This is a genomic window from Amycolatopsis sp. NPDC104587 (assembly GCF_055583645.1).
This window is the reverse complement of the sequence record NZ_JBVJNO010000017.1, coordinates 76,974-97,405: the sequence shown is the minus strand read 5'-3', so window position 1 is coordinate 97,405 and position 20,432 is coordinate 76,974. Positions and strand designations below refer to the sequence as shown.

Annotated in this window: 17 protein-coding genes; 12 read left to right on the top strand and 5 right to left on the bottom strand. The window is 71.4% G+C overall.

Translation table 11 applies throughout. The features are described from left to right. Nucleotides 1–84: 84 nt before the first annotated feature. Nucleotides 85–918 (bottom strand): aldo/keto reductase, encoded by an 834-nt coding sequence (locus ACZ61C_RS40340; RefSeq protein WP_465313213.1) that lies wholly within the window; start codon nucleotides 916–918, stop codon nucleotides 85–87. 23 nt (nucleotides 919–941) lie between these two features. Continuing rightward, the gene (locus ACZ61C_RS40335) at nucleotides 942–2,126 is read right to left on the bottom strand and encodes an MFS transporter (RefSeq protein ID WP_465313212.1); all 1,185 of its coding nucleotides are present in this window, start codon (nucleotides 2,124–2,126) and stop codon (nucleotides 942–944) included. A 135-nt stretch (nucleotides 2,127–2,261) separates the two neighbouring features. On the opposite strand from ACZ61C_RS40335, the gene ACZ61C_RS40330 reads away from it, so the two are divergent. The 11 genes from ACZ61C_RS40330 (at nucleotide 2,262) to ACZ61C_RS40280 (ending at nucleotide 16,154) form a co-directional block, all read left to right on the top strand. Next, complete coding sequence (locus ACZ61C_RS40330; protein WP_465313211.1) at nucleotides 2,262–2,711, top strand: MarR family winged helix-turn-helix transcriptional regulator; 450 nt, start codon at nucleotides 2,262–2,264, stop codon at nucleotides 2,709–2,711. 342 nt (nucleotides 2,712–3,053) lie between these two features. Continuing rightward, the gene (locus tag ACZ61C_RS40325) at nucleotides 3,054–4,325 is read left to right on the top strand and encodes an ROK family protein (protein ID WP_465313210.1); all 1,272 of its coding nucleotides are present in this window, start codon (nucleotides 3,054–3,056) and stop codon (nucleotides 4,323–4,325) included. Between the two features lie 108 nt (nucleotides 4,326–4,433). Then, nucleotides 4,434–5,543: an inositol-3-phosphate synthase gene (locus ACZ61C_RS40320; RefSeq protein ID WP_465313209.1), complete on the top strand. Its 1,110-nt coding sequence runs from the start codon at nucleotides 4,434–4,436 to the stop codon at nucleotides 5,541–5,543. Next, on the top strand, nucleotides 5,540–6,367 hold the full coding sequence (locus ACZ61C_RS40315; RefSeq protein WP_465313300.1) for an SCO3242 family prenyltransferase: 828 nt from the start codon (nucleotides 5,540–5,542) through the stop codon (nucleotides 6,365–6,367). Before ACZ61C_RS40320 ends, ACZ61C_RS40315 begins: the two co-directional genes overlap by 4 nt. Continuing rightward, nucleotides 6,364–7,185 (top strand): sugar phosphate isomerase/epimerase family protein, encoded by an 822-nt coding sequence (locus ACZ61C_RS40310; RefSeq protein WP_465313208.1) that lies wholly within the window; start codon nucleotides 6,364–6,366, stop codon nucleotides 7,183–7,185. The genes ACZ61C_RS40315 and ACZ61C_RS40310 overlap by 4 nt, the downstream gene beginning before the upstream one ends. Continuing rightward, the gene (locus tag ACZ61C_RS40305) at nucleotides 7,182–7,727 is read left to right on the top strand and encodes an EboA domain-containing protein (RefSeq protein ID WP_465313207.1); all 546 of its coding nucleotides are present in this window, start codon (nucleotides 7,182–7,184) and stop codon (nucleotides 7,725–7,727) included. The genes ACZ61C_RS40310 and ACZ61C_RS40305 overlap by 4 nt, the downstream gene beginning before the upstream one ends. Beyond that, nucleotides 7,727–8,578, top strand: a complete 852-nt coding sequence (locus ACZ61C_RS40300) for a TatD family hydrolase (protein WP_465313206.1) — start codon at nucleotides 7,727–7,729, stop codon at nucleotides 8,576–8,578. The genes ACZ61C_RS40305 and ACZ61C_RS40300 overlap by 1 nt, the downstream gene beginning before the upstream one ends. After that, the gene (gene eboE / locus ACZ61C_RS40295) at nucleotides 8,575–9,702 is read left to right on the top strand and encodes a metabolite traffic protein EboE (RefSeq protein WP_465313205.1); all 1,128 of its coding nucleotides are present in this window, start codon (nucleotides 8,575–8,577) and stop codon (nucleotides 9,700–9,702) included. The genes ACZ61C_RS40300 and eboE overlap by 4 nt, the downstream gene beginning before the upstream one ends. Continuing rightward, nucleotides 9,699–11,066 carry a nucleotide pyrophosphatase/phosphodiesterase family protein gene (locus tag ACZ61C_RS40290; protein WP_465313204.1) on the top strand — a complete coding sequence of 456 codons (1,368 nt, stop codon included), beginning with the start codon at nucleotides 9,699–9,701 and terminating at the stop codon, nucleotides 11,064–11,066. Before eboE ends, ACZ61C_RS40290 begins: the two co-directional genes overlap by 4 nt. A gap of 20 nt (nucleotides 11,067–11,086) precedes the next feature. Continuing rightward, nucleotides 11,087–12,088, top strand: a complete 1,002-nt coding sequence (locus ACZ61C_RS40285) for a sugar phosphate isomerase/epimerase family protein (RefSeq protein WP_465313203.1) — start codon at nucleotides 11,087–11,089, stop codon at nucleotides 12,086–12,088. 187 nt (nucleotides 12,089–12,275) lie between these two features. Next, nucleotides 12,276–16,154, top strand: coding sequence for a carbohydrate-binding protein (locus ACZ61C_RS40280; protein ID WP_465313202.1), 3,879 nt, complete (start codon nucleotides 12,276–12,278; stop codon nucleotides 16,152–16,154). Between the two features lie 45 nt (nucleotides 16,155–16,199). Here the strand turns inward: ACZ61C_RS40280 and ACZ61C_RS40275 are convergent, their stop codons facing one another. Further along, nucleotides 16,200–16,589, bottom strand: a complete 390-nt coding sequence (locus ACZ61C_RS40275) for a VOC family protein (protein WP_465313201.1) — start codon at nucleotides 16,587–16,589, stop codon at nucleotides 16,200–16,202. Nucleotides 16,590–16,606: 17 nt separating this feature from the next. After that, nucleotides 16,607–17,755: a xylose isomerase gene (xylA, locus tag ACZ61C_RS40270; protein WP_465313200.1), complete on the bottom strand. Its 1,149-nt coding sequence runs from the start codon at nucleotides 17,753–17,755 to the stop codon at nucleotides 16,607–16,609. Nucleotides 17,756–17,854: 99 nt separating this feature from the next. Here xylA and ACZ61C_RS40265 point away from each other — a divergent pair, with 99 nt between their 5' ends. After that, on the top strand, nucleotides 17,855–19,018 hold the full coding sequence (locus ACZ61C_RS40265; protein ID WP_465313199.1) for an ROK family protein: 1,164 nt from the start codon (nucleotides 17,855–17,857) through the stop codon (nucleotides 19,016–19,018). Here the strand turns inward: ACZ61C_RS40265 and ACZ61C_RS40260 are convergent. Then, nucleotides 19,006–20,397: a discoidin domain-containing protein gene (locus tag ACZ61C_RS40260; protein ID WP_465313198.1), complete on the bottom strand. Its 1,392-nt coding sequence runs from the start codon at nucleotides 20,395–20,397 to the stop codon at nucleotides 19,006–19,008. The genes ACZ61C_RS40265 and ACZ61C_RS40260 overlap by 13 nt on opposite strands. Between the last annotated feature and the right edge of the window lie 35 nt (nucleotides 20,398–20,432).

The following is a 20,432-nucleotide window of genomic DNA, read 5'->3' as shown; positions in this document are numbered from 1 at the left end:
CGCTCCCCGCCCCCCATCGCGCCCGCCCGTTTTGCTTCGCGCCTCCCCCCCCCCCCCCCCCCCCCCCCCCCCCCCCCGACGGGGTCAGGCGGCGTTGAAGGTGTCCGGGTCGGGACCGGTGCGCTCACCGCGGTCCAGCGGGGTGAGCAGCTCCAGCTCCTCCTCCGCGAGGGTGAACCCGAACAGGTCGAAGTTCTCCGCGATCCGCGACGGCGTCACGGACTTCGGGATCACGACGTTGCCCAGCTGCAGGTGCCAGCGCAGGACGATCTGCGCGGGCGTGCGGCTGTGCTTCACCGCGAGGTCCGCGATCACCGGGTCGCCCAGCAACGAGCCGCCCTTGGCGAGCGGGCTCCACGCTTCGGTCGTGATGCCGTGCTTGGCGTCGAACTCGCGGACCTCCTGCTGCTGCAGGTAGGGGTGCAGCTCGACCTGGTTGACCGCGGGGGTGACGTCGGCCGCGTCGAGCAGGCGTTCGAGGTGCGCGGGCTGGAAGTTGGACACGCCGATCGCGCGGACGCGGCCGTCGGCGTGCAGCTTCTCGAACGCCTTCCAGGTGGCGAGGTACTTGTCGCGCTCGGGTGTCGGCCAGTGGATCAGGTAGAGGTCCAGCTGCTCCAGGCCGAGCTTGGCCATGCTGGCGTCGAACGCCTTGAGCGTCTCGTCGTACCCCTGGGCGGAGTTCCACAGCTTGGTGGTGACGAACAGGTCTTCACGGGCGACGTCCGACTCGGCGAGCGCCTGGCCGACGCCCTTTTCGTTGCCGTAGACGGTGGCCGTGTCGATGCTGCGGTAGCCCGCTTCGAGGGCGGCCTTCACAGCGGCGGTGGTCTCGTCGTCCGGGACCTGGAACACGCCGTAGCCGAGTTGCGGCATCCGGACGCCGTCGGCGATTTCGATGACGGGCACGCTGGTCACGAGGGTTCCTTTCGGTGGGTGGTTCATCGGGCGGGTACCCGTTCCCCGGCGGGGAAACTGACAGGGGTCCGGCGGTCGAGCAGGCCGGAGAAGAGCGCCACGGCGAGGCCGGCCGCGGCGAGCAGGGCGCCGATCCAGTTGGGCGCGGTGTAGCCGAGGCCGGATTCGATGGCCCGGCCGCCGAGCCACGCGCCGCCGGCGTTGCCGAGGTTGAACGCGGCGATGTTCGCGGCCGAGGCCAGCGCCGGAGCGCCCTCGGCCTTCGCCATGACGCGCGCCTGCAGCGGCGGGACTGTGGCGAACCCGGCCGCGCCGAACAGCGCGATGGTGATCGCGGCCGGCACCTTGCCGTGGGCGGTGAAGACGAACGCGGCCAGGATCAGCGCGAGCGCGGCGAGGATGACGTACAGGCTCAGCATCAGCTTGCGGTCCGCCGCCTTGCCGCCGAGCAGGTTGCCCGCGAACAGGCCGCCGCCGAAGAGCACGAGCAGCCAGGTGACGGCACCACTGGAGAAGCCCGCGACCTCGGTCATCATCGGCGCGATGTAGGTGAACGACGCGAACACCCCGCCGAAGCCGAGTGCGGTCATCGCGAGCGCGAGCCACACCTGCGGACGGCGGAACACGGCCAGCTCACCGCGCAGGCCGACGTTGTCACTCTTCGGCTGGTGCGGCACGAGCGCCAGGATGCCGATCGCGCCGGCCACGCCCAGGGCGCTGACCACCCAGAACGTCGAGCGCCAGCCGAAGGCCTGGCCGAGCGCGGTGCCGGCGGGCACGCCGAGCACGTTCGCCACGGTCAGCCCGGTGAACATCAGCGCGATCGCGCTGGCCTGCTTGGCCGGGGCGACGAGCGACGCCGCCACGACCGAGCCGACACCGAAGAACGCGCCGTGCGAGAGGGCCGCGACAACCCGGCCGGTCATCAGCAGGCCGTAGCTCGGGGCCAGCGCCGAGAGCAGGTTGCCCGCGATGAACAGGCCCATCAGGGCGACGAGCACCGTCTTGCGCGGGACGCGCGAGGCGAGCGCGGTGAGCAGGGGCGCGCCGACGACAACACCGAGCGCGTACCCCGAGATGAGCAGGCCTGCGGACGGGATCGAGACACCGAAGTCGCCCGCGACCTCGGGCAGCAGGCCCATGATCACGAACTCGGTGGTGCCGATCCCGAAAGCGCTGATCGCGAGGGCGAGCAGAGCGGCGGGCATGGACTTCCTTCTTCCGGAGTAGACTTGTGGGCGTGAGCAACTACGAGCGTCCGAGATAGTTGCACGCGCCGTATATTGCACAAGCTTTAGAGTGCCGCGCGCAAACGTATGCGGCAAGTCCGGGAGAGGTGAACCGTGTCACTGGACGACGACGCCGTCGAAGCGCGCGCGCAGGGCTGGCGCACGCTGGCCGCGCTCCACGCGCGGATCGAAGACAAGCTGCAGCGCGCGCTCAACCGCGACCACGAGCTGTCGGTGAGCGAATACACGGTGCTCGATGTGCTGGCCCGCCAGGACGGCTTCCACCTGCGGATGAACCAGCTCGCCAACGCCGTGGTACTCAGCCAGTCGGCGACGACCCGGCTGGTCACGCGGCTGGAGGACCGCGGGCTGCTGGCCCGCTACCTCTGCGCGGACGACCGCCGCGGCATCTACACCGAGGTGACGCCGGCCGGCCAGGCCCTGCTGACGGCGGCGCGCCCGACCCACGACACGGCGCTGGCCGAGGCGCTGGCGGAAGCCGAGGCGCTGCCGGAGCTGGCCCCGCTGGTCGCCGCTCTCGGCACCCTCACCTTCGCTCCCTGACGCAGGCGGTTGCGGAAACTTTCGGTGCGGCGGCGATAGTTTCGCGCCGTCGGCGCCCGCAAGTTTCCGTGTCGCCGGACATTTTGGTTGTGCGCCCGGCCTCGTCCCGGTCACCGGGACACGACTAACGGCGGGTCTCGATCGGCCGCGGGATTACGGTGGCCGCGCACCCGAACCAGTGCTCCATCCGTGGGACCCTTTTGTCACGCGCGTTCGATAGTTTCGCTGGTCAGCCTGATTTGTGTGCCTTTTGGTGACCCTGCGCGCCCGGCCACCTCGTTGACCTGTTCGTTCCGGCCGCCCTAATTTGTTGTCCCACCAGACGAACCGGGGTGTGTCGGCGTGGACTCCTCCTTCTCGCTCAAACCGGTGCGCCCGGCCGACCAGACCGCTGTCCGCCGGAGCAACCTCTCGCTCGTGCTGCGGCACCTGCGTGACGGGGGCCCCCGGTCGCGGGCGGGGATCGCCGCGGACACCGGCCTGAACAAGGGAACCGTGTCGAGCCTGGTCTCCGAGCTCGTCGGGCGGGGGCTGGCCCGTGAGGGCGAGCGGGAACGCGCCGGCGCGGTCGGGCGGCCGGGGACGATCGTCCGGCTGGACGGCCGGGGGGTCGGCGGGATCGGCGTCGAGATCAACGTCGACTACCTGACCGCGCTCGCCCTCGACCTCACCGGCACGGTGCTCTTCGAACAACGTGTCGCGCTCGACGTGCAAGCGCTTCCCGTGGCGAAGGTGCTCGACGCCGGCGCCGAGCTGACCGCCCGCGCGCTGCGGGAGTGCCGCCGGCTCGGCGTGCTGCCCGCCGGGGTGACCGTCGGCATCCCGGCGCTGGTCGACGTCACGAGCGGCACCGTCGCCTTCGCGCCGAACCTGCACTGGACCGACGTCCCGGTGGTCGGCGGGTTCACCGAGCGGCTGACGCGGCGGCTGGGCCCGCTGACGTTCCCGATCCGCACGGCCAACGACGCCAACCTCGGCGCGCTCGGCGAGTACGCGATGGGCAGTGTCGCCGGGACCGCTGACCTGGTCTACCTGACCGGGGAGATCGGCGTCGGCGGCGGCGTGATCTCCGGGGGCCGGCTGCTCGGCGGCGCCGAGGGCTTCTCCGGTGAGATCGGGCACATCCAGCTCGACCCGGCGGGCCGCGTCTGCGGCTGTGGCCGCCGGGGCTGCTGGGAGACCTTGGTCGGGCTGGCCGGGATGCTGCGGCTCGCGGCGGCGCCCAACGACCCGGTGCACGACCCGTCTCTCGACCTCGAGCAGCGGCTCGACATGATCCGCCGCCGCGCCCAGCGCAAGGACAAGCGCACTCTCGACGCGCTCGCGCAGGTCGGCACCGGTCTCGGGGTCGGCGCGGCCGTGCTGATCAACGTCTTCAACCCGCGCGTGGTGCTGCTGGGCGGTTACTTCGCGCAGCTCGGCCCGTACCTGCTGGGCCCGATGATGGCCGAGCTCGAGGCGCGGGTGGTCGCCCCGGGTATCGGCGGCTGCCGCGTCGAGCTGTCCTGGCTCGGGTTCTCGGCGGCTTCGCGCGGCGGAGCGCACGTCGCGCTGCAGGCGGTTTTCGACGATCCGGCGCTGGTGCCGGAGCAAGCGGAGAGGGACAGCGGATGACCCGGTGGAAACGCTTGATCCAAATGGGCGATGTAGTTCGGGTGGGCCTCGGCACGCCCGGCGAACGAGCGACGGGCACGGGCTGACGCTGAACTGGGAGGCAACAACATGGGGAAGATCGGTGTCTGGCTGATCGGAGCCCGGGGATCGGTGGCCACGACGGCCGTCGCCGGGGTGGCCGCGATGCGTGCGGGACTCGCCGCGCGCACGGGCTGCGTGACCGAGCTGCCGGACTTCGCCGGGGCGGAGCTGCCCGGCTTGGACGACCTGGTCTTCGGAGGGCACGACGTCGTCGACACACCGCTGGTCAAGCGGGCGGAGCAGCTGGCGGCGGCGGGCGTGCTGCCGGCGACCCTGCCCGGCCCGGTCACGGCCGAGCTGGAAGCGGCCGAGTCCCGGCTGCGCCAAGCACCGGCTGAGGGCGGCCGCGCGGCGGCGGATCACTTGATCGCCGACCTGACCGAGTTCCGGGAGGGTCTGGACCACGTCGTGGTGATCAACGTCTCCTCCACCGAGCCGCCGTGCGCGCCGCACCCGGCGCACGAGTCCCTGGCCGCGCTGGAAGACGCGCTGGAGACTCTCCCGCCCAGCGCGCTGTACGCCTACGCCGCGTTCCGCGCGGGTTGTGGCTTTGTCGACTTCACGCCGTCCACGGGCGCGCGGCTGCCGGCGCTGGACGAGCTGGCCCGCACCGCGGGGCTGCCCTACGCGGGCCGCGACGGCAAGACCGGCGAGACGCTGCTGCGCTCGGTGCTCGCGCCGATGTTCGCCCAGCGCGGGCTGAACGTCCTGGCCTGGTCGGGCACGAACCTGCTCGGCGGCGGGGACGGCGCCACGCTCGCCGACCCCGGCGCGGCGGCCAGCAAGAACGCGTCCAAGCAGCAGGTGCTCTCGCAGAACCTCGGCCGCGAGGTCGACGGCGAGGTGCACATCGACAACGTCCCCGCACTCGGCGACTGGAAGACGGCCTGGGACCACGTCCTGTTCGAGGGGTTCCTCGGCACCCGCATGACGCTGCAGCTCACCTGGCAGGGCTGTGACTCCGCGCTCGCCGCGCCGCTGGTGCTCGACCTCGCCCGGCTCACCGGCAAGGCCTGTCGCGACGGCGTCGCGGGCCCGGTCGCCGAGTTCGGCTTCTTCTTCAAGGACCCGGCCGGGGACGGCCCGCACGACCTCGCGTCGCAGTACGCGGCGCTGCGTGAGTGGGCGCACCGGTGAAGGCCTTCGTCGAACTCGTCCGCGCTCCCGCGGCGCTGACCGTGCCCGGGGACGTCGTCGCCGGAGCCGCGGCTTCGGGCTGGCCCTTCGGCCGCCGCACACTGGCCCTGACCGGCGCGTCCGTCTGCATCTACTGGGCGGGCATGGCGCTCAACGACTACGCCGACCGCCACCTCGACGCGATGGAACGGCCCGAGCGGCCGATCCCGTCCGGGCGGATCAAGCCGGAGACCGCGCTCGGCGTCGCCACCGGGCTGACCGCGACCGGGCTGGGCATCGCGGCGGCGGCCGGCGGGAAGCGGGCCCTGCGGGTCGCCCTGCCGCTGGCCGCGACCGTCTGGGCGTACGACTTCGTGCTCAAGGAGACGGTGTTCGGCCCGGCCGCGATGGCCGCGGCCCGCACTCTCGACGTCCTGCTCGGGGCGGGCGGGGCCCGGGCCGCGACACCGGCGGCGCTGACCGTCGGGGCGCACACGTTCGCGGTGACGACGTTGTCGCGGGCCGAGGTGCACGGCGCGAAGCCGGCGCTCCCGGCCGCCACGCTGGCCGCGACGGCCGGGGTGCGGGTCGCCGCCGGACGTGTCGGGCCGCTGGCGTCGGCGCTGCTCGGGACGTACGCGGTGACGACCGGGCGGGCGCAGTACGACGCCGTCCGCGACCCGGTCGCGCCGAAGATCCGCCGCGCTGTGGGCGCCGGGATCCACGGCATGATCCCGTTGCAGGCCGGGCTGATCGCGCGGACCGGGGCGTGGCGCTCGGCGCTGGCCGTCGCCGCCGCGTTCCCGATCGCCCGGGCGCTGAGCCGGAAGGTGTCCCCGACATGAGGTTCGGCTACGGCACCAACGGCTTCGCCAACCACCGGCTCGGGGACGCGTTGCGCGTGCTCGCGGACCTCGGGTACGACGGCGTCGCGCTCACCCTCGACCACCAGCACCTCGACCCGTTCGGGCCGGACCTCGCGCGGCGCGTCGCCTCGCTGCGCGCGGACCTGGACCGGCTCGGGCTGGCCGTGGTCGTCGAGACCGGCGCGCGGTTCCTGCTGGACCCGTGGCGCAAGCACTCACCGACGTTCCTCGACCCGGACCGGTCCTCGCGCGTGGAGTTCCTGACCCGGGCCGTCGAGATCGCCGCGGACCTCGGCGCCGAGGCGGTGTCCTTCTGGAGCGGGAACAAGCCGGCCGAGCTGTCCACTGAGGACGCTTGGACGTACCTGGTCGACGGCTGTGCCGACGTGCTCAAGGCGGCCGACGACCACGACGTCGAGCTCGGCTTCGAACCCGAGCCGGGCATGCTCGTCGAGGACCTCGACGGGTACTTCGAGCTGGCCCGGCGGCTGGGTGACCCGGAGCGGTTCGGGCTGACGCTGGACATCGGGCACTGCCGGTGCAACGAGACGGCGTCCGTGCCCGACTGCGTCCGGCGCGCGCTGCCGCGGCTGGTGAACGTCCAGATCGACGACATGCGCCGCGGCACGCACGAGCACCTGGAGTTCGGGAAGGGTGAGATCGACTTCCCGCCGGTGCTGGAAGCGCTGTCGCCGTACCCCGGGCTCGTCGCCGTCGAACTGCCGCGCGACAGCCACGCGGCCCCGCGGATCGCGCGGGAGTCCCTGGAGTTCCTGCGGAAGGCGGTGATCGCGTGAACGCCTGGCTCGACGAAGCTCTGACAAAGGTGGCCACCGACGCGACGGCGTTGCGCACGGTGTTCCCCGGGGTCGGCCGCCGGGTCGGCCGGGGTCCGTCGGACACCCCGGGCTGGACGGTCGACGACGTCGCGCGGGTGGAGCTGCTTCGGGCGGCTCCCGGGGCTGCGGCGGAAATGCCCGATCTCTACCGCTACGGCGACGCCGCCGAGAAGCGGGCCGTCCTCCGTGGACTGTCCGTTGTAGACCTCGGGGACGCCGGTCTCGAACTGGTCGCGGACGCCCTGCGCACCAACGACACCCGGCTCGTCACCGCGGCGATGGGGGAGTACGCGGCCACGCACCTCGACGACTCCGCCTACCGCCACGGCGTGCTCAAGTGCGTCTTCATGGGCATCCCCCTGGCCGAGGTGGCCGGGCTGGACCGCCGGACCGACGAGGAGCTGCTGCGCATGATGCGGTCGTTCGCCGCCGAGCGCACCGCCGCGGGCCGCGACGTGCCCGCCGACCTCCTCCCGCTGCTGAACGAACAGGACGCCTGATGCGCATCTTCGACCCGCACATCCACATGAGCTCCCGGACCACCGACGACTACGCGGCGATGCACGCGGCGGGCGTCCGCGCGCTCGTCGAACCGGCGTTCTGGCTGGGCCAGCCGCGCACGAACGTCGGCAGCTTCACCGACTACTTCGACGCGCTGGTCGGCTGGGAGCCGTTCCGCGCGAGCCAGTTCGGCATCGCGCACCACTGCACGATCGCGCTGAACCCCAAGGAGGCCAACGACCCCCGGTGCGCGCCGGTGCTCGACCTGCTGCCGCGCTACCTGGAGAAGGACGGTGTCGTCGCGGTCGGCGAGATCGGCTACGACTCGATGACCGCCGAGGAGGACAAGACGTTCGCCGCGCAGCTCGCGCTGGCGATCGACCACGACCTCCCGGCGATGGTGCACACCCCGCACCGCGACAAGGCCGCCGGGACCGAGCGGAGCATCGCCGTCGTCCGCGAGTCGGGGATCGCGCCGGAGCGCGTGGTGCTCGACCACCTCAACGAGATGACCGTCGCGATGGTCAAGGAGTCAGGCTCCTGGATGGGGTTCTCGATCTACCCGGACACCAAGATGGACGAAGAGCGGATGGTCGCGATCCTGCGCGAGTTCGGCACCGAGAAGGTGCTGGTGAACTCGGCGGCGGACTGGGGCAAGAGCGACCCGCTCAAGACCCGCAAGACCGGCGACGCGATGCTGGCCGCCGGCTTCACCGATGATGACGTCGACCAGGTGCTGTGGCGCAACCCGGTCGAGTTCTACGGCCAGAGCGGCCGGCTGTCGCTGGACGGCGTGTCGCCGGAAGCCGAGTTCGCGGGCAACTCGATCCTGCGAGGTGCGCGCAAGTGAGGTTCCGGCACCCCGACGGCACGCTCGTCCACCTCGCCTACTGCACCAACGTGCACCAGGCCGAGGACCTCGACGGTGTGCTCGCCCAGCTGGCCCGCTTCGGCGAGCCGGTGCGGGAACGCCTCGGTGTCGACCGGCTCGGGCTCGGCCTGTGGCTGGCCCGGCCGGTGGCTTCCGAGCTGGTCGAGAACCCGGCGGCGGTGGCCCGGCTGCGGGCCGAGCTGGCGGCGCGCGGGCTGGAGGTCGTCACCTTCAACGGGTTCCCGTACCAGGGGTTCCACGACCCGGTGGTCAAGCACAAGGTGTACCGGCCGGACTGGTCGACTCCCGAACGGACGCAGTACACCCTCGATCTCGCCCGGCTGCTCGCCGAGCTGATGCCGGAGGACGCCGTGCGCGGCAGCGTCTCGACGTTGCCGCTGGGCTGGCGCACCGAATGGCGGGACGACCGCGGGCAGCTCGACGTGCTGGCCAAGGGGCTGGCGGAGCAGGACCGGCCGGTGCGGGTGGCGTTCGAGCCGGAGCCCGGCTGTGTCATCGAGACGACCACGCAGGCGGCGTCACTGCTGTCCGAAGTGGACAAAGAGTGGCTCGGCGTCTGCCTCGACACGTGTCACCTCGCGGTCGGGTTCGAGGACCCGGCGGCCGCGCTCGGCCGCCTGGCGGCCGCCGGGCTCGACGTCGTCAAGCTTCAGGCGTCGGCCGCGCTCGAAGCGGCGAACCCGGCCGACCCCGCGACGCGGAAGGCCCTGGAGTCCTTTGTGGAACCCCGGTTCCTCCACCAGAGCAACGAAGGCGCCCCGCCGGGCGCCGACGACCTCGATCTCGCTTTGGCGGGCGAGCTTCCGGGCGAGGCACCGTGGCGCGTGCACTTCCACGTGCCGCTGCACGCCGAGCCGGCGCCGCCGCTGACGTCGACCCGGCCCGTGCTGGCCGGGACCCTGGCCGAACTGTTCGGCGGCGCGACCGCGCGCACCGACCACGTCGAGGTCGAGACCTACACCTGGCAGGTGCTCCCGGACGCACCCGCCGACACCGCCGGGCTCGTCGCGGGCATCGCCGCCGAGCTGGACTGGACCCGGCGTTCCCTGATCGAACTGGGCTTGGAAGAGGTAACCCGATGAGTTTGCTCGTTCTCGACGTCGTCGGCCTGACGCCGCGGCTGCTCCCGCACATGCCGAACCTGCGCAAGATGGCCGAACCCGGCTTCACCGCGCAGCTGGACACGGTCTTCCCGGCGGTCACCTGCTCGGTGCAGTCCACCTTCCTGACCGGCCTGCAGCCGGCCGAGCACGGCATCGTCGGCAACGGCTGGTACTTCCGCGACCTCGGCGAGATCTTCCTGTGGCGCCAGCACAACCGGCTGGTGCAGGGCGACAAGTTCTGGGACGCCGCGCGCCGCGCGCGGGCCGGGCACCGCGTCGCCAACGTCTGCTGGTGGTACGCGATGGGCATGGACGTCGACCTGACGGTGACCCCGCGGCCGATCTACCACGCCGACGGCAAGAAGTCCCCGGACGCCTACACCCACCCGCCGCAGCTGCACGACCGGCTGGTCGGCGAGCTCGGCGAGTTCCCGCTGTTCACCTACTGGGGGCCGACGGCGGCGATCACGTCGTCGAAGTGGATCATCGCGGCGGCGCAGAAGATCATGGCGGAGGACAAGCCGGACACCACGCTGGTCTACCTCCCGCACCTGGACTACGACCTGCAGCGCTTCGGCCCGGACGCGCCTCAGGCCGCGGCGGCCGCGCGGGAGATCGACACGGCTTTGAAGCCCTTGCTGGACTTCGCGGCCGCGGGTGGGCACACCGTCGTCGCACTGTCGGAGTACGGCATCACGAACGCGAGCCGTCCGGTCGACATCAACCGGGCACTGCGCCGTGAGGGCCTGCTCAACGTGTACGTCCAGGCCGGCATGGAGTACCTCGACCCGTGGACGTCGCGCGCGTTCGCGGTCGCCGACCACCAGGTCGCGCACGTCTACGTCGCCGACCCGGCCGACATCCCGCGGGTGCGGGACATCGTCGCCGGACTGTCCGGAGTGGACGTCGTCCTCGACCGCGAGGGCCAGGCGGGCATCGGGATCAACCACGAGCGGGCCGGGGAGCTGGTCGCGATCGCCGAGCCGGACGCGTGGTTCACCTACTACTACTGGCTGAGCGACGACCGCGCGCCCGACTTCGCGAAGACCGTCGAGATCCACCGCAAGCCCGGGTACGACCCGGCCGAGCTGTTCTTCGACCCGAACGACCCGAAGGTGAAGCTGAAGGCGGCGTCCGCGCTGGCCCGCAAGAAGCTCGGCCTGCGGTACTCGATGCAGGTCGTCCCGCTCGACCCCGCGCCGGTGAAGGGCAGCCACGGGCGGCTGCCGGACGCGCCCGAGGACGGGCCGGTCCTGCTCTGCTCGGACCCGGCGCTTGCCCGCGAAAAGATCCACGCCACCGAGGTCAAGGACCTGTTGCTGGCGGCCATCCGCACCGAGTAGGACTCACCAGGAGGTCAGACATGGCACGACCGTTGACCCTGTTCACCGGGCAGTGGGCCGATCTGCCGTTCGAGGAGGTGTGCGAGCTGGCGAGCGGCTGGGGCTACGAAGGCCTTGAGATCGCCTGCTGGGGAGACCACTTCGAAGTCGATCGCGCGGTGGCGGAGGACGGCTACGTCGAGGCGAAGCTGGAGACGCTGGCCAAGTACGACCTCAAGGTGTGGGCGATTTCGAACCACCTGCTCGGCCAGGCCGTCTGCGACCACCCGATCGACGAGCGGCACGAGGCGATCCTGCCGGCGCGGATCTGGGGCGACGGCGAGGCCGAGGGCGTCCGGCAGCGGGCGGCGGAGGAGATGAAGACCACCGCCCGCGCCGCGGCGAAGCTCGGGGTGTCCACTGTGGTCGGTTTCACCGGCTCGTCGATCTGGCACACGGTGGCGATGTTCCCGCCGGTGCCGCCGTCGATGATCGAGCGCGGGTACGCCGACTTCGCGACGCGCTGGAACCCGATCCTGGACGTGTTCGACGAGGTCGGCGTGCGCTTCGCCCACGAGGTGCACCCGAGCGAGATCGCCTACGACTACTGGAGCACCGTCGCGGCGCTGGAGGCGATCGGGCACCGCGAGGCGTTCGGGCTGAACTTCGACCCGTCGCACTTCGTCTGGCAGGACCTCGACCCGGTCGGGTTCCTGTGGGACTTCAAGGACCGCATCTACCACGTCGACTGCAAGGAGGCCCGCAAGCAGCTCAACGGCCGCAACGGCCGGCTCGGCTCCCACCTCCCGTGGGCGGATCCCCGCCGCGGCTGGGACTTCGTCTCGACCGGCCACGGCGACGTCCCGTGGGAAGACGTCTTCCGGATGCTGAACGCCATCGGTTACGACGGCCCCATCTCCATCGAATGGGAAGACGCGGGCATGGACCGCCTCATCGGCGCCCCGGAAGCGCTGGAGTTCGTCCGCAAGCTCAACTTCACCCCACCCACGGCGGCCTTCGACGCCGCCTTCTCCTCGAAATAACCCCACCCCCTGTGGATAACCCGCACTTTCACGTGAAAGTGCGGGTTGTCCACAAGGGGAGGTGCAGCTTTCACGTGAAAGCTGCGGTTGTCCACAGGCGGGTGGCCGCCAACCCCGTCGGAAGGTGATCAAACCGGCTTCGCGCCACTCCGGGGCGAAGCACGCGCAAAATCAGGAAGGATCCAGCATGTCTCCGTCCCCACCGAAGTGGGCGAGGCTGTTCGGCGCCGCACTCTTGGGCACCGGCCTCCTGCTCACCCTCGACACCCCGGCGCGCGCGGACATCCCGCCCGCGGACTACCAGCAGGTCGCCCTCGCCACCGGCGCGGCCGAGCTCGGCGAGGCCATGTCGCTCGCCGTGCTGCCGGACCGTTCGGTCGTGCACACCTCCCGCGACGGCACCGTCCGCGTCACCACCGCGGCCGGCGCGACGTCGGTCGCGGCGAAGCTGAACGTCTACACCCACGACGAGGAAGGCCTCCAGGGGGTCGCCGCCGATCCCGGGTTCGCCACCAACCGGTTCGTCTGGCTGTACTTCTCGCCGCGGCTGTCCACACCGGACGGTGACGCGCCGACCGACGGCACCGAGGCCGACTTCGCGCCGTTCAAGGGCGAGCTGCACCTCTCGCGGTTCGTCCTGAAGACCGACAACACCCTCGACCTCGCCAGTGAGAAGGTCGTCCTCAAGGTCGCGAACGACCGCGGCCAGTGCTGTCACGTCGGGGGTGACATCGACTTCGACGCCGCCGGCAACCTCTACCTCACCACCGGCGACGACACGAACCCGTTCTCCTCCGACAGCTACTCGCCGATCGACGAGCGGACCACGCGCAACCCGCAGTTCGACGCGCAACGCTCGTCCGGTAACACGAACGACCTGCGCGGCAAGCTCCTGCGCATCCACCCGCAGGCCGACGGCACCTACACCGTCCCGTCGGGCAACCTCTTCGCGCCGGGCACCGCGAACACGCGGCCGGAGATCTACGCGATGGGCTTCCGCAACCCGTTCCGGATGAGTGTCGACAAGCCGACCGGCGTGGTCTACCTCGGCGACTACGGCCCGGACGCCGGTGTCACCAACCCCGACCGCGGGCCGCAGGGCCAGGTCGAGTTCGACCGGATCACGAGCGCGGGCAACTTCGGCTGGCCGTACTGCACCGGCTCGAACACGACCACCGAGACCTACAACCACTTCACCTTCCCGAGCGGGCCGTCCGGCGCGAAGTACGACTGCGCGGGCGGGCCGACGAACTCCTCGTTCCGCAACACCGGCCTCGCCAAGCTGCCCGCGCCGAAACCCGCGTGGATCAAGTACGCGGGCGACGAGGGCTCACCGCCGGAGTTCGGCAGCGGCTCGGAGTCGCCGATGGGCGGGCCGGTCTACCGGTACGACGCCAGTTCGACGTCGACGATCAAGTTCCCGCAGTCCCTCGACGGCAAGTTCTTCGCCGGGGAGTACGGGCGCAAGTGGATCAAGGCGGTCACCGTCAACGCCGACGGCAGCCGCGGCACGATCGACAACTTCCCGTGGACCGGCACGCAGGTCATGGACATGGCGTTCGGCCCCGACGGCGCCCTGTACGTCCTCGACTACGGCACCGGGAGTGACAACCAGGCGCTCTACCGGGTCGAGTACCTGGCGGGCACCAACCGCAGCCCGGTCGCGAAGGCCGCGGCCGACAAGACGTCCGGGGCCAACCCGCTGACCGTGAACTTCTCCTCCGCGGGCAGCGCCGACCCCGAAGGCGGGGCGTTGAGCTACCGCTGGGCCTTCGGTGACGGCGCCACGTCGACGTCGGCGAACCCGGCGCACACCTACACGACCAACGGCACCTACTCGCCGACGCTCACGGTGACCGATCCGGACGGCCTGACCGGCACGGCGAGCCTCGTCGTCACGGTCGGGAACACCGCACCGACGGTGAACCTGACCACTCCGGGTGACGGTCAGCTGTTCTCCTTCGGGGACACCGTGCCGTTCCAGGTGACCGGCAGCGACCCCGAGGACGGGCCGCTGGACTGCTCGAAGGTCAAGGTCACCTACCTGCTCGGCCACGACAGCCACCAGCACCAGATCACCCAGGCGACCGGGTGCAGCGGCTCGATCGCGGTCCCGGTCGACGGTGAGCACGACGCCGCGGCGAACATCTTCGGCGTGTTCGACGCGCAGTACACCGACAACGGCGGGCTGACGTCGCACAGCGTGCACAAGCTGCAGCCGAGGCACCGGCAGGGTGAGCACTTCTCGGCGCAGTCCGGGATCCAGCTCGCCGACCACGGCGCGGCCGAAGGCGGCCGGACCGTCGGGTACACCGACAACGGCGACTGGATCTCGTTCACGCCGTACGCGCTGGGCAACGCGACGTCGATCAGCGCACGCGTGTCCTCGGCGGGCCCGGGTGGCACGCTGGAGGTCCGCGCGGGCTCGCCGACCGGCACGCTGCTCGGGTCCGTGGCGGCGCCCAACACCGGGGACTGGGAGGTGTTCCAGAACGTCACGGCGAACCTGACGAACCGGCCGGCCGGCACGACAACGCTGTACCTCGTGTTCAAGGGCGTCACCGGGCAGGGCAACCTGTTCGACCTCGACTCGTTCACCTTCACTACGGCGACGCAGGCGGGCGCGATCGAAGGCGAGTCGTTCACCTCCGGCTCCGGCGTCCAGATCGCCCCGCACGCCGCGGCCAGCGGTGGCAACACGCTGGGCTACATCGAAAACGGCGACTGGGCCGGCTACGCCTCGGTGAGCACGGCGGGCGCGCGGACGTTCTCCGCGCGAATCTCCTCCGCCGGGCCGGGCGGCACGATCGAGATCCGGTCCGGCTCGGCCACCGGGACGCTGCTGGGCAGCGTGGCGGTGCCGCCGACCGGCGACTGGGAGGTCTTCCAGAACGTCACGACATCGGTGTCGGGCGGGTCCGGGCCGCTGTTCCTCGTGTTCCGCGGCGGTTCCGGTTCCCTGTTCGACATCGACACGTTTAGCCTGAGCAGCATGCCGACCCAGGTGGATCCCGCGTACGACGTGCTGGTGTTCTCCAAGACGGCCGGCTTCCGGCACGACGCGATCCCGGCCGGGATCCAGGCGATCCGGGAGCTGGGCGCGGCCCAGGGGTTCGGGGTGACGGCGACCGAGGACGCGTCGGTGTTCACGGCCACCGAACTGGCCAAGTACAAGGCGGTGATCTTCCTCTCGACCACCGGTGACGTCCTGGACGCCAACCAGCAGGCGGCCTTCCAGTCCTATGTGGAGGGTGGTGGCGGGTACCTCGGCGTCCACGCCGCGGCCGACACCGAGTACGACTGGCCGTGGTACGGGCAGCTCGTCGGCGCCTGGTTCAAGAGCCACCCGGCGATCCAGCAGGCCCGGTTCGTGACGGAGGACGGCACCCACCCGGCGACCGCCCACCTGCCGGCGGTCTGGACCCGGACCGACGAGCTGTACAACTACCGCACGAACCCGCGGGCGCAGGTGCACGTGCTGCAGACGCTCGACGAGTCCAGCTACACCGGCGGTGAGATGGGCGCCGACCACCCGATCACCTGGTGCCACTCGCAGGGGAGCGGCCGGGCGTTCTACACCGGCCTCGGCCACACGATCGAGTCCTATTCGGACACGGCGTTCCGGACCGAGCTGCTCGGCGGGATCCGGTACGCCGCCGGGGTGGTCGCGGCCGACTGCGGTGTCGCGCACTCGTCCACAGTGGAGGGTGAGTCGTTCACGTCCGGTTCGGGCGTGCAGATCGCCCCGCACGGCCCGGCCAGCGGCGGCAACACGCTGGGCTACATCGAAAACGGCGACTGGGCCGGGTACGCCTCGGTGAGCACGGCGGGCATCACGCGGTTCAGCGCGGTGGTGTCGTCCGCGGGCGCGGGCGGCACGATCGAGATCCGTGACGGCTCGGCCACCGGCGCCCTGCTGGGCACGGTCGCGGTGCCTTCGACCGGAAGCTGGGAGACGTTCCAGACGGTCACCACCACGGTGTCGTCCGGCTCCGGCCCGCTCCACCTGGTCTTCCGGGGCGGCGCGGGTTCCCTGTTCGACATCGACACCCTGACGGTGTCGTAACCCGGAGAGGGGGCCGCCGTGCTGTCACGGCGGCCCCCTCTTCCGTCAGCGGACCACTTCGGCGACCCCGAGCATGTTGCCCTCGCTGTCGCGGAACCAGGCGGCGCGTTCGCCGCGGCCCTTGCTCGGGTAGTTGCCGCGGACGTCCATGATCCCGTCCACGGCGCCGTCGTACTCTTCGAACACGACCCCGCGCGCCCGCATCTCGGCGACCGCCGCCTCGATGTCGTCGACGTAGAACCCCATCTGCGTGAAGGACCCGTCCGACGCGCCGGCGGAGGCGAAGAGGCAGAAGACGCCCGACGCGCCTTCGTAGCGCAGGCCGCCTTCCCGCTCCTCAGCCGGTTCGAGGCCGAGCTTCTCCGAGTACCACCGGCGGGCTCGGGCCAGGTCCTGGGTGGGGATGCGGGCTTCGAACCGCGCGTTGCTCAACATCACCCGAGGGTAGCCGCTTACCGCACGCCGAGCAGGTGCTCCAGGGCCAGCTGGTTCAGCCGCGTGAAGTGGTAACCACGGGCCGCGGCCGCGTCGAGGTCGAAGTCGTCCTTCAGCAGGTCGTCGAACGACTCGCCCGGCGCCAGGGTCGGCGTCGAGAGCTCCGGGACCCGCGACGCCGCCAGGGCCTCCGCGACCTCCGGGTCGGAACGGAACTTCGCCGCCTTCTCCTTGAGGATCAGGTAGGTCCGCATGTTCGCGGCCGCGGACACCCAGACGTCCTCGGAGTCCTCGGTGCGCAGCGGCTTGTAGTCGAAGTGCCGCGGGCCCTCGTAGCCGCCGTTCTCCAGCAGGTCGACGAGGAAGAACGCGCTCTTCAGGTCGCCGTGGCCGAAGATCAGGTCCTGGTCGTACTTCGGGCCGTGCTGGCCGTTGAGGTCGATGTGGAAGAGCTTGCCCTGCCACAGCGCCTGCGAAATGCCGTGCACGAAGTTGAGCCCGGCCATCTGCTCGTGGCCGACCTCCGGGTTGAGCCCGAACATCTCGGAGCGCTCCAGCTGGGAGATGAAGCCCAGCGCGTGCCCGATCGTCGGCAGCAGGATGTCACCGCGCGGCTCGTTCGGCTTCGGCTCGAGGGCGAACCGCAACGAGTAGCCCTTCTCGACGACGTAGTCCGCGAGCAGGTCGAGGCCCTCCTTGTAGCGGGCCAGCGCCGCGCGGACGTCCTTCGCGGCGTCGGACTCGGCGCCCTCACGGCCACCCCAGACGACGTAGGTCTCCGCGCCCAGCTCGGCCGCGAGGTCGAGGTTGCGCCGCACCTTCCGCAGCGCGTAGCGGCGGACGTCGCGGTCGTTGCTGGTCAAGCCGCCGTCCTTGAACACCGGGTGGGTGAACAGGTTGGTCGTGGCCATCGGCACCTTGAGGCCGGTCTCGGCGAGCGCCTTGCGGAACCGCTCGATCGCCTTGTCGCGGTCGGGCTCGGTGGCGAGGAGATCGTCGTCGTGGAAGGTCACGCCGTAGGCGCCCAGCTCCGCCAGCCGGTGCACGCTCTCCACCGGGTCGAGCGGTGGCCGCGTCCCGACCCCGAACGGGTCGTTCGCGGTCCAGCCCACGGTCCAGAGGCCGAAGGTGAACTTGTCGGCCGGCCGGGGGGCGTAGTCGCTCATGACTGTCCCTTCATTTAGTTCACGTTGTAGACTAAATATGCGCCGCGGCGGTCCCGGGCGTCAAGAGGCCGGTTAGAGTGCTTCGCAGGGAGGGACGCGATGACCCAGGCCGTGCGGCACGAGGAGATGCGCGCCCGCAACCTCGAGGTCGTGCTCGGCGCGGTCAGCCGCGGCGGGCCGTTGACCCGGGCGGCCCTCGCCGAGCTCACCGGGCTGACCAAGTCGACGGTCTCGAAGCTCGTCGGCGACCTCATCGACGCCGGGCTGCTCGCCGAGACCGGCCCCGCGCGGGCGGGCGAGCGCGGCCGGCCGGGGGTGGAGGTCGTGCTCAGCGGGGCGCGCGTGGCGTCGCTGGGGCTGGAGATCAACGTCGACTACCTCGCGGTGCGCGTGCTCGACCTCACCGGTGTGGTCCGTTTCGCCGCGCGGCGCTCGCGGGACAACCGCGGCTCCCGGCCGAAGAAGGTCATGGCGGAGCTGCAGGCCCTGGCCGCGGAGGCGCTGACGGAGTCCCACCGCCTCGGGCTGGAGCCGGCGGGCGCGGTGCTGGCGGTGTCCGGCCCGGTCGGCGACGGCGTGCTGTTCAGCGCCCCCAACCTCGGCTGGCAGGACGTCCACCCGGCCGACCTCCTGCGCCTGCCGGTCCCGGTGGAGCTGGACAACGAAGCGAACCTCGCGGCCCTGGGCGAGCTCTGGTACGGCGACGGCGAGCGTGACTTCCTGTACGTGTCCGGCGAAGTCGGCATCGGCGCGGGCCTGGTGGTGAACGGCGCGCTGTTCTCGGGCGCCCGCGGCCTGGCCGGCGAGCTCGGGCACGTGGTGGTGGCGCCGCAGGGACCACCGTGCCGTTGCGGCGGAAGCGGCTGCTTGGAGACGTACGCGGGTCAGGAAGCGTTGCTGACGGCGGGAAAGGCGACGTCGGTGCCGTCGTTGCTGGCGGCGTTGGACCGCGGCGACGAGGTCGCGTTGTCGGCCTGCGCGACGGCCGGGCAGGCTCTTGGTATCGCGCTGACGTCGGCCGTGAACCTCCTCGACCTGGACCGCGTGGTGCTGGGTGGGGTGTTCACGCAGCTGTACCCGTGGCTGGCCGGGCCGGTGTCGGAGGTGCTGGCCGCGCGGTTGGGTGGGCTGCGGGGTGCGCCGCCGGTGTTGTCGGCGTCACGGCTCGGTGGTGACGCGGCGACTTTGGGTGCCGCGGGGCGGGTGGTGCATCGGGTGCTGGCGGATCCGGCGCCGTTCTTGGCGCGGGCTCAGGAGGCGTAGGCCTCCACTTCGGACAGTTGCCCCGCGGGCCAGCCGGTGTTGCCGGTGAAGGTCAGCCGGACGTACTGGCTCGCTGTTGCCGGGACCGGGATCGTTGCCGTGTTCCCGCTCGCCGGGTCGAAGACGTAGCCCGCCGGGGCGGCGCCGTTCACCGAGATCGACTGGGTCCGCGTGCCCCAGGATGGCGGCAGCTTCAGCACCAGGCGCGCTACCGTGCGAGGTGCGCCGAGGTCCACCGTGAACGTCTGGGGGAACGCGTTGTTCGTGCTCTCCCAGTAGCTCGACGCGTTCCCGTCGACGGCGTTCCCCGGCGGGAACCCGCCTTGCGAGCCGCTCGCGGACGCCGCCTTGCCCAGCGCCAGGTTGGTCACCGGGCCGGCCAGCTGCGACGCCCAGTAGCGCGTCCGGTCCAGGTAGGCCGTTTCCGAAGCCGCGCCCGAAGTTCCGTAGGCGCCGGAGAACGTGTCGTACCCGAACGGCGGCGGGGAAGAGCGGGCCGGTTCGATGATCGAGCCTTCGTGCCACTCGTTGAACGACGTCACCGAGACCCAGTCGGCGTTCGAAGCCAGCGCGTTCTGCCATTCGCGGTCGTAGGTCGCGCCGTTGTCGCGCGACAGTGTCGGGGTGGTGTTGCCGGGGACCGCTCGGTCGTCGTTGTAGCCCGGGCCCACCGACGGCGCCCAGACGAGTCCGTTGGCCTTGCAGTACGCGCTCGCCTCACGCCAGCCCGGCGCCGTCGCCCCGGCGATCGCGTCGTAGGTGTACATGCCGCCGAAGTGGGCGACCTTGCTCGTGTCCGTGGTCTGCGCCAGCACGATCGCCGACGAGCGCACCTGGTCGAGCGCCGACCAGTCCGTGATGCGCAGGCTTTCGAAGACGTAGAACGCGCCGCGCCCGCCTTCGCGGTAGAACGCCGGGCTCGTGCCGTAACGCCCGGTGAGGTAGTTGACGTCCGCCACCGTGGACGCGGCGGTGCGCCCGGCGTAGGGCTCGAGGTGCCAGGCAACGCGGATCCCGTGCCGCGCCGCGGCGGCCAGCACCCCGGCGGCCAGACCGTCCTCATAGGACCCTTGACCCCACCAGCTGTAGACGAGCACCCCGGCGCCGGACTGTTCGACCCACCGCATGTGCTGCTCGACCACACCGCCGTCGCCGGAGTCGTAGGGGCCGAGGACCGGGTAGAAGTTCGCGCCGAGGTCGTCCGGTGGGGTGTGGCCGCCCTGCTGCCAGTGCCGGTAGGCGCCGGAACTGTTGCCGTACCAGGGGTAGTAGAAGAGGTGGGTCCGGCCCGAGAGCGCCGCGGCGGCGTGCGCGGCCGGTGCGGTCAGGGTGGCCACCAGGAGGAAAAGGGCGGCGAAGATCGTCGTGAACCGTCGCATGGGGAGCCCCTCGTCGCGCCGTTGCGTGGGAGTGG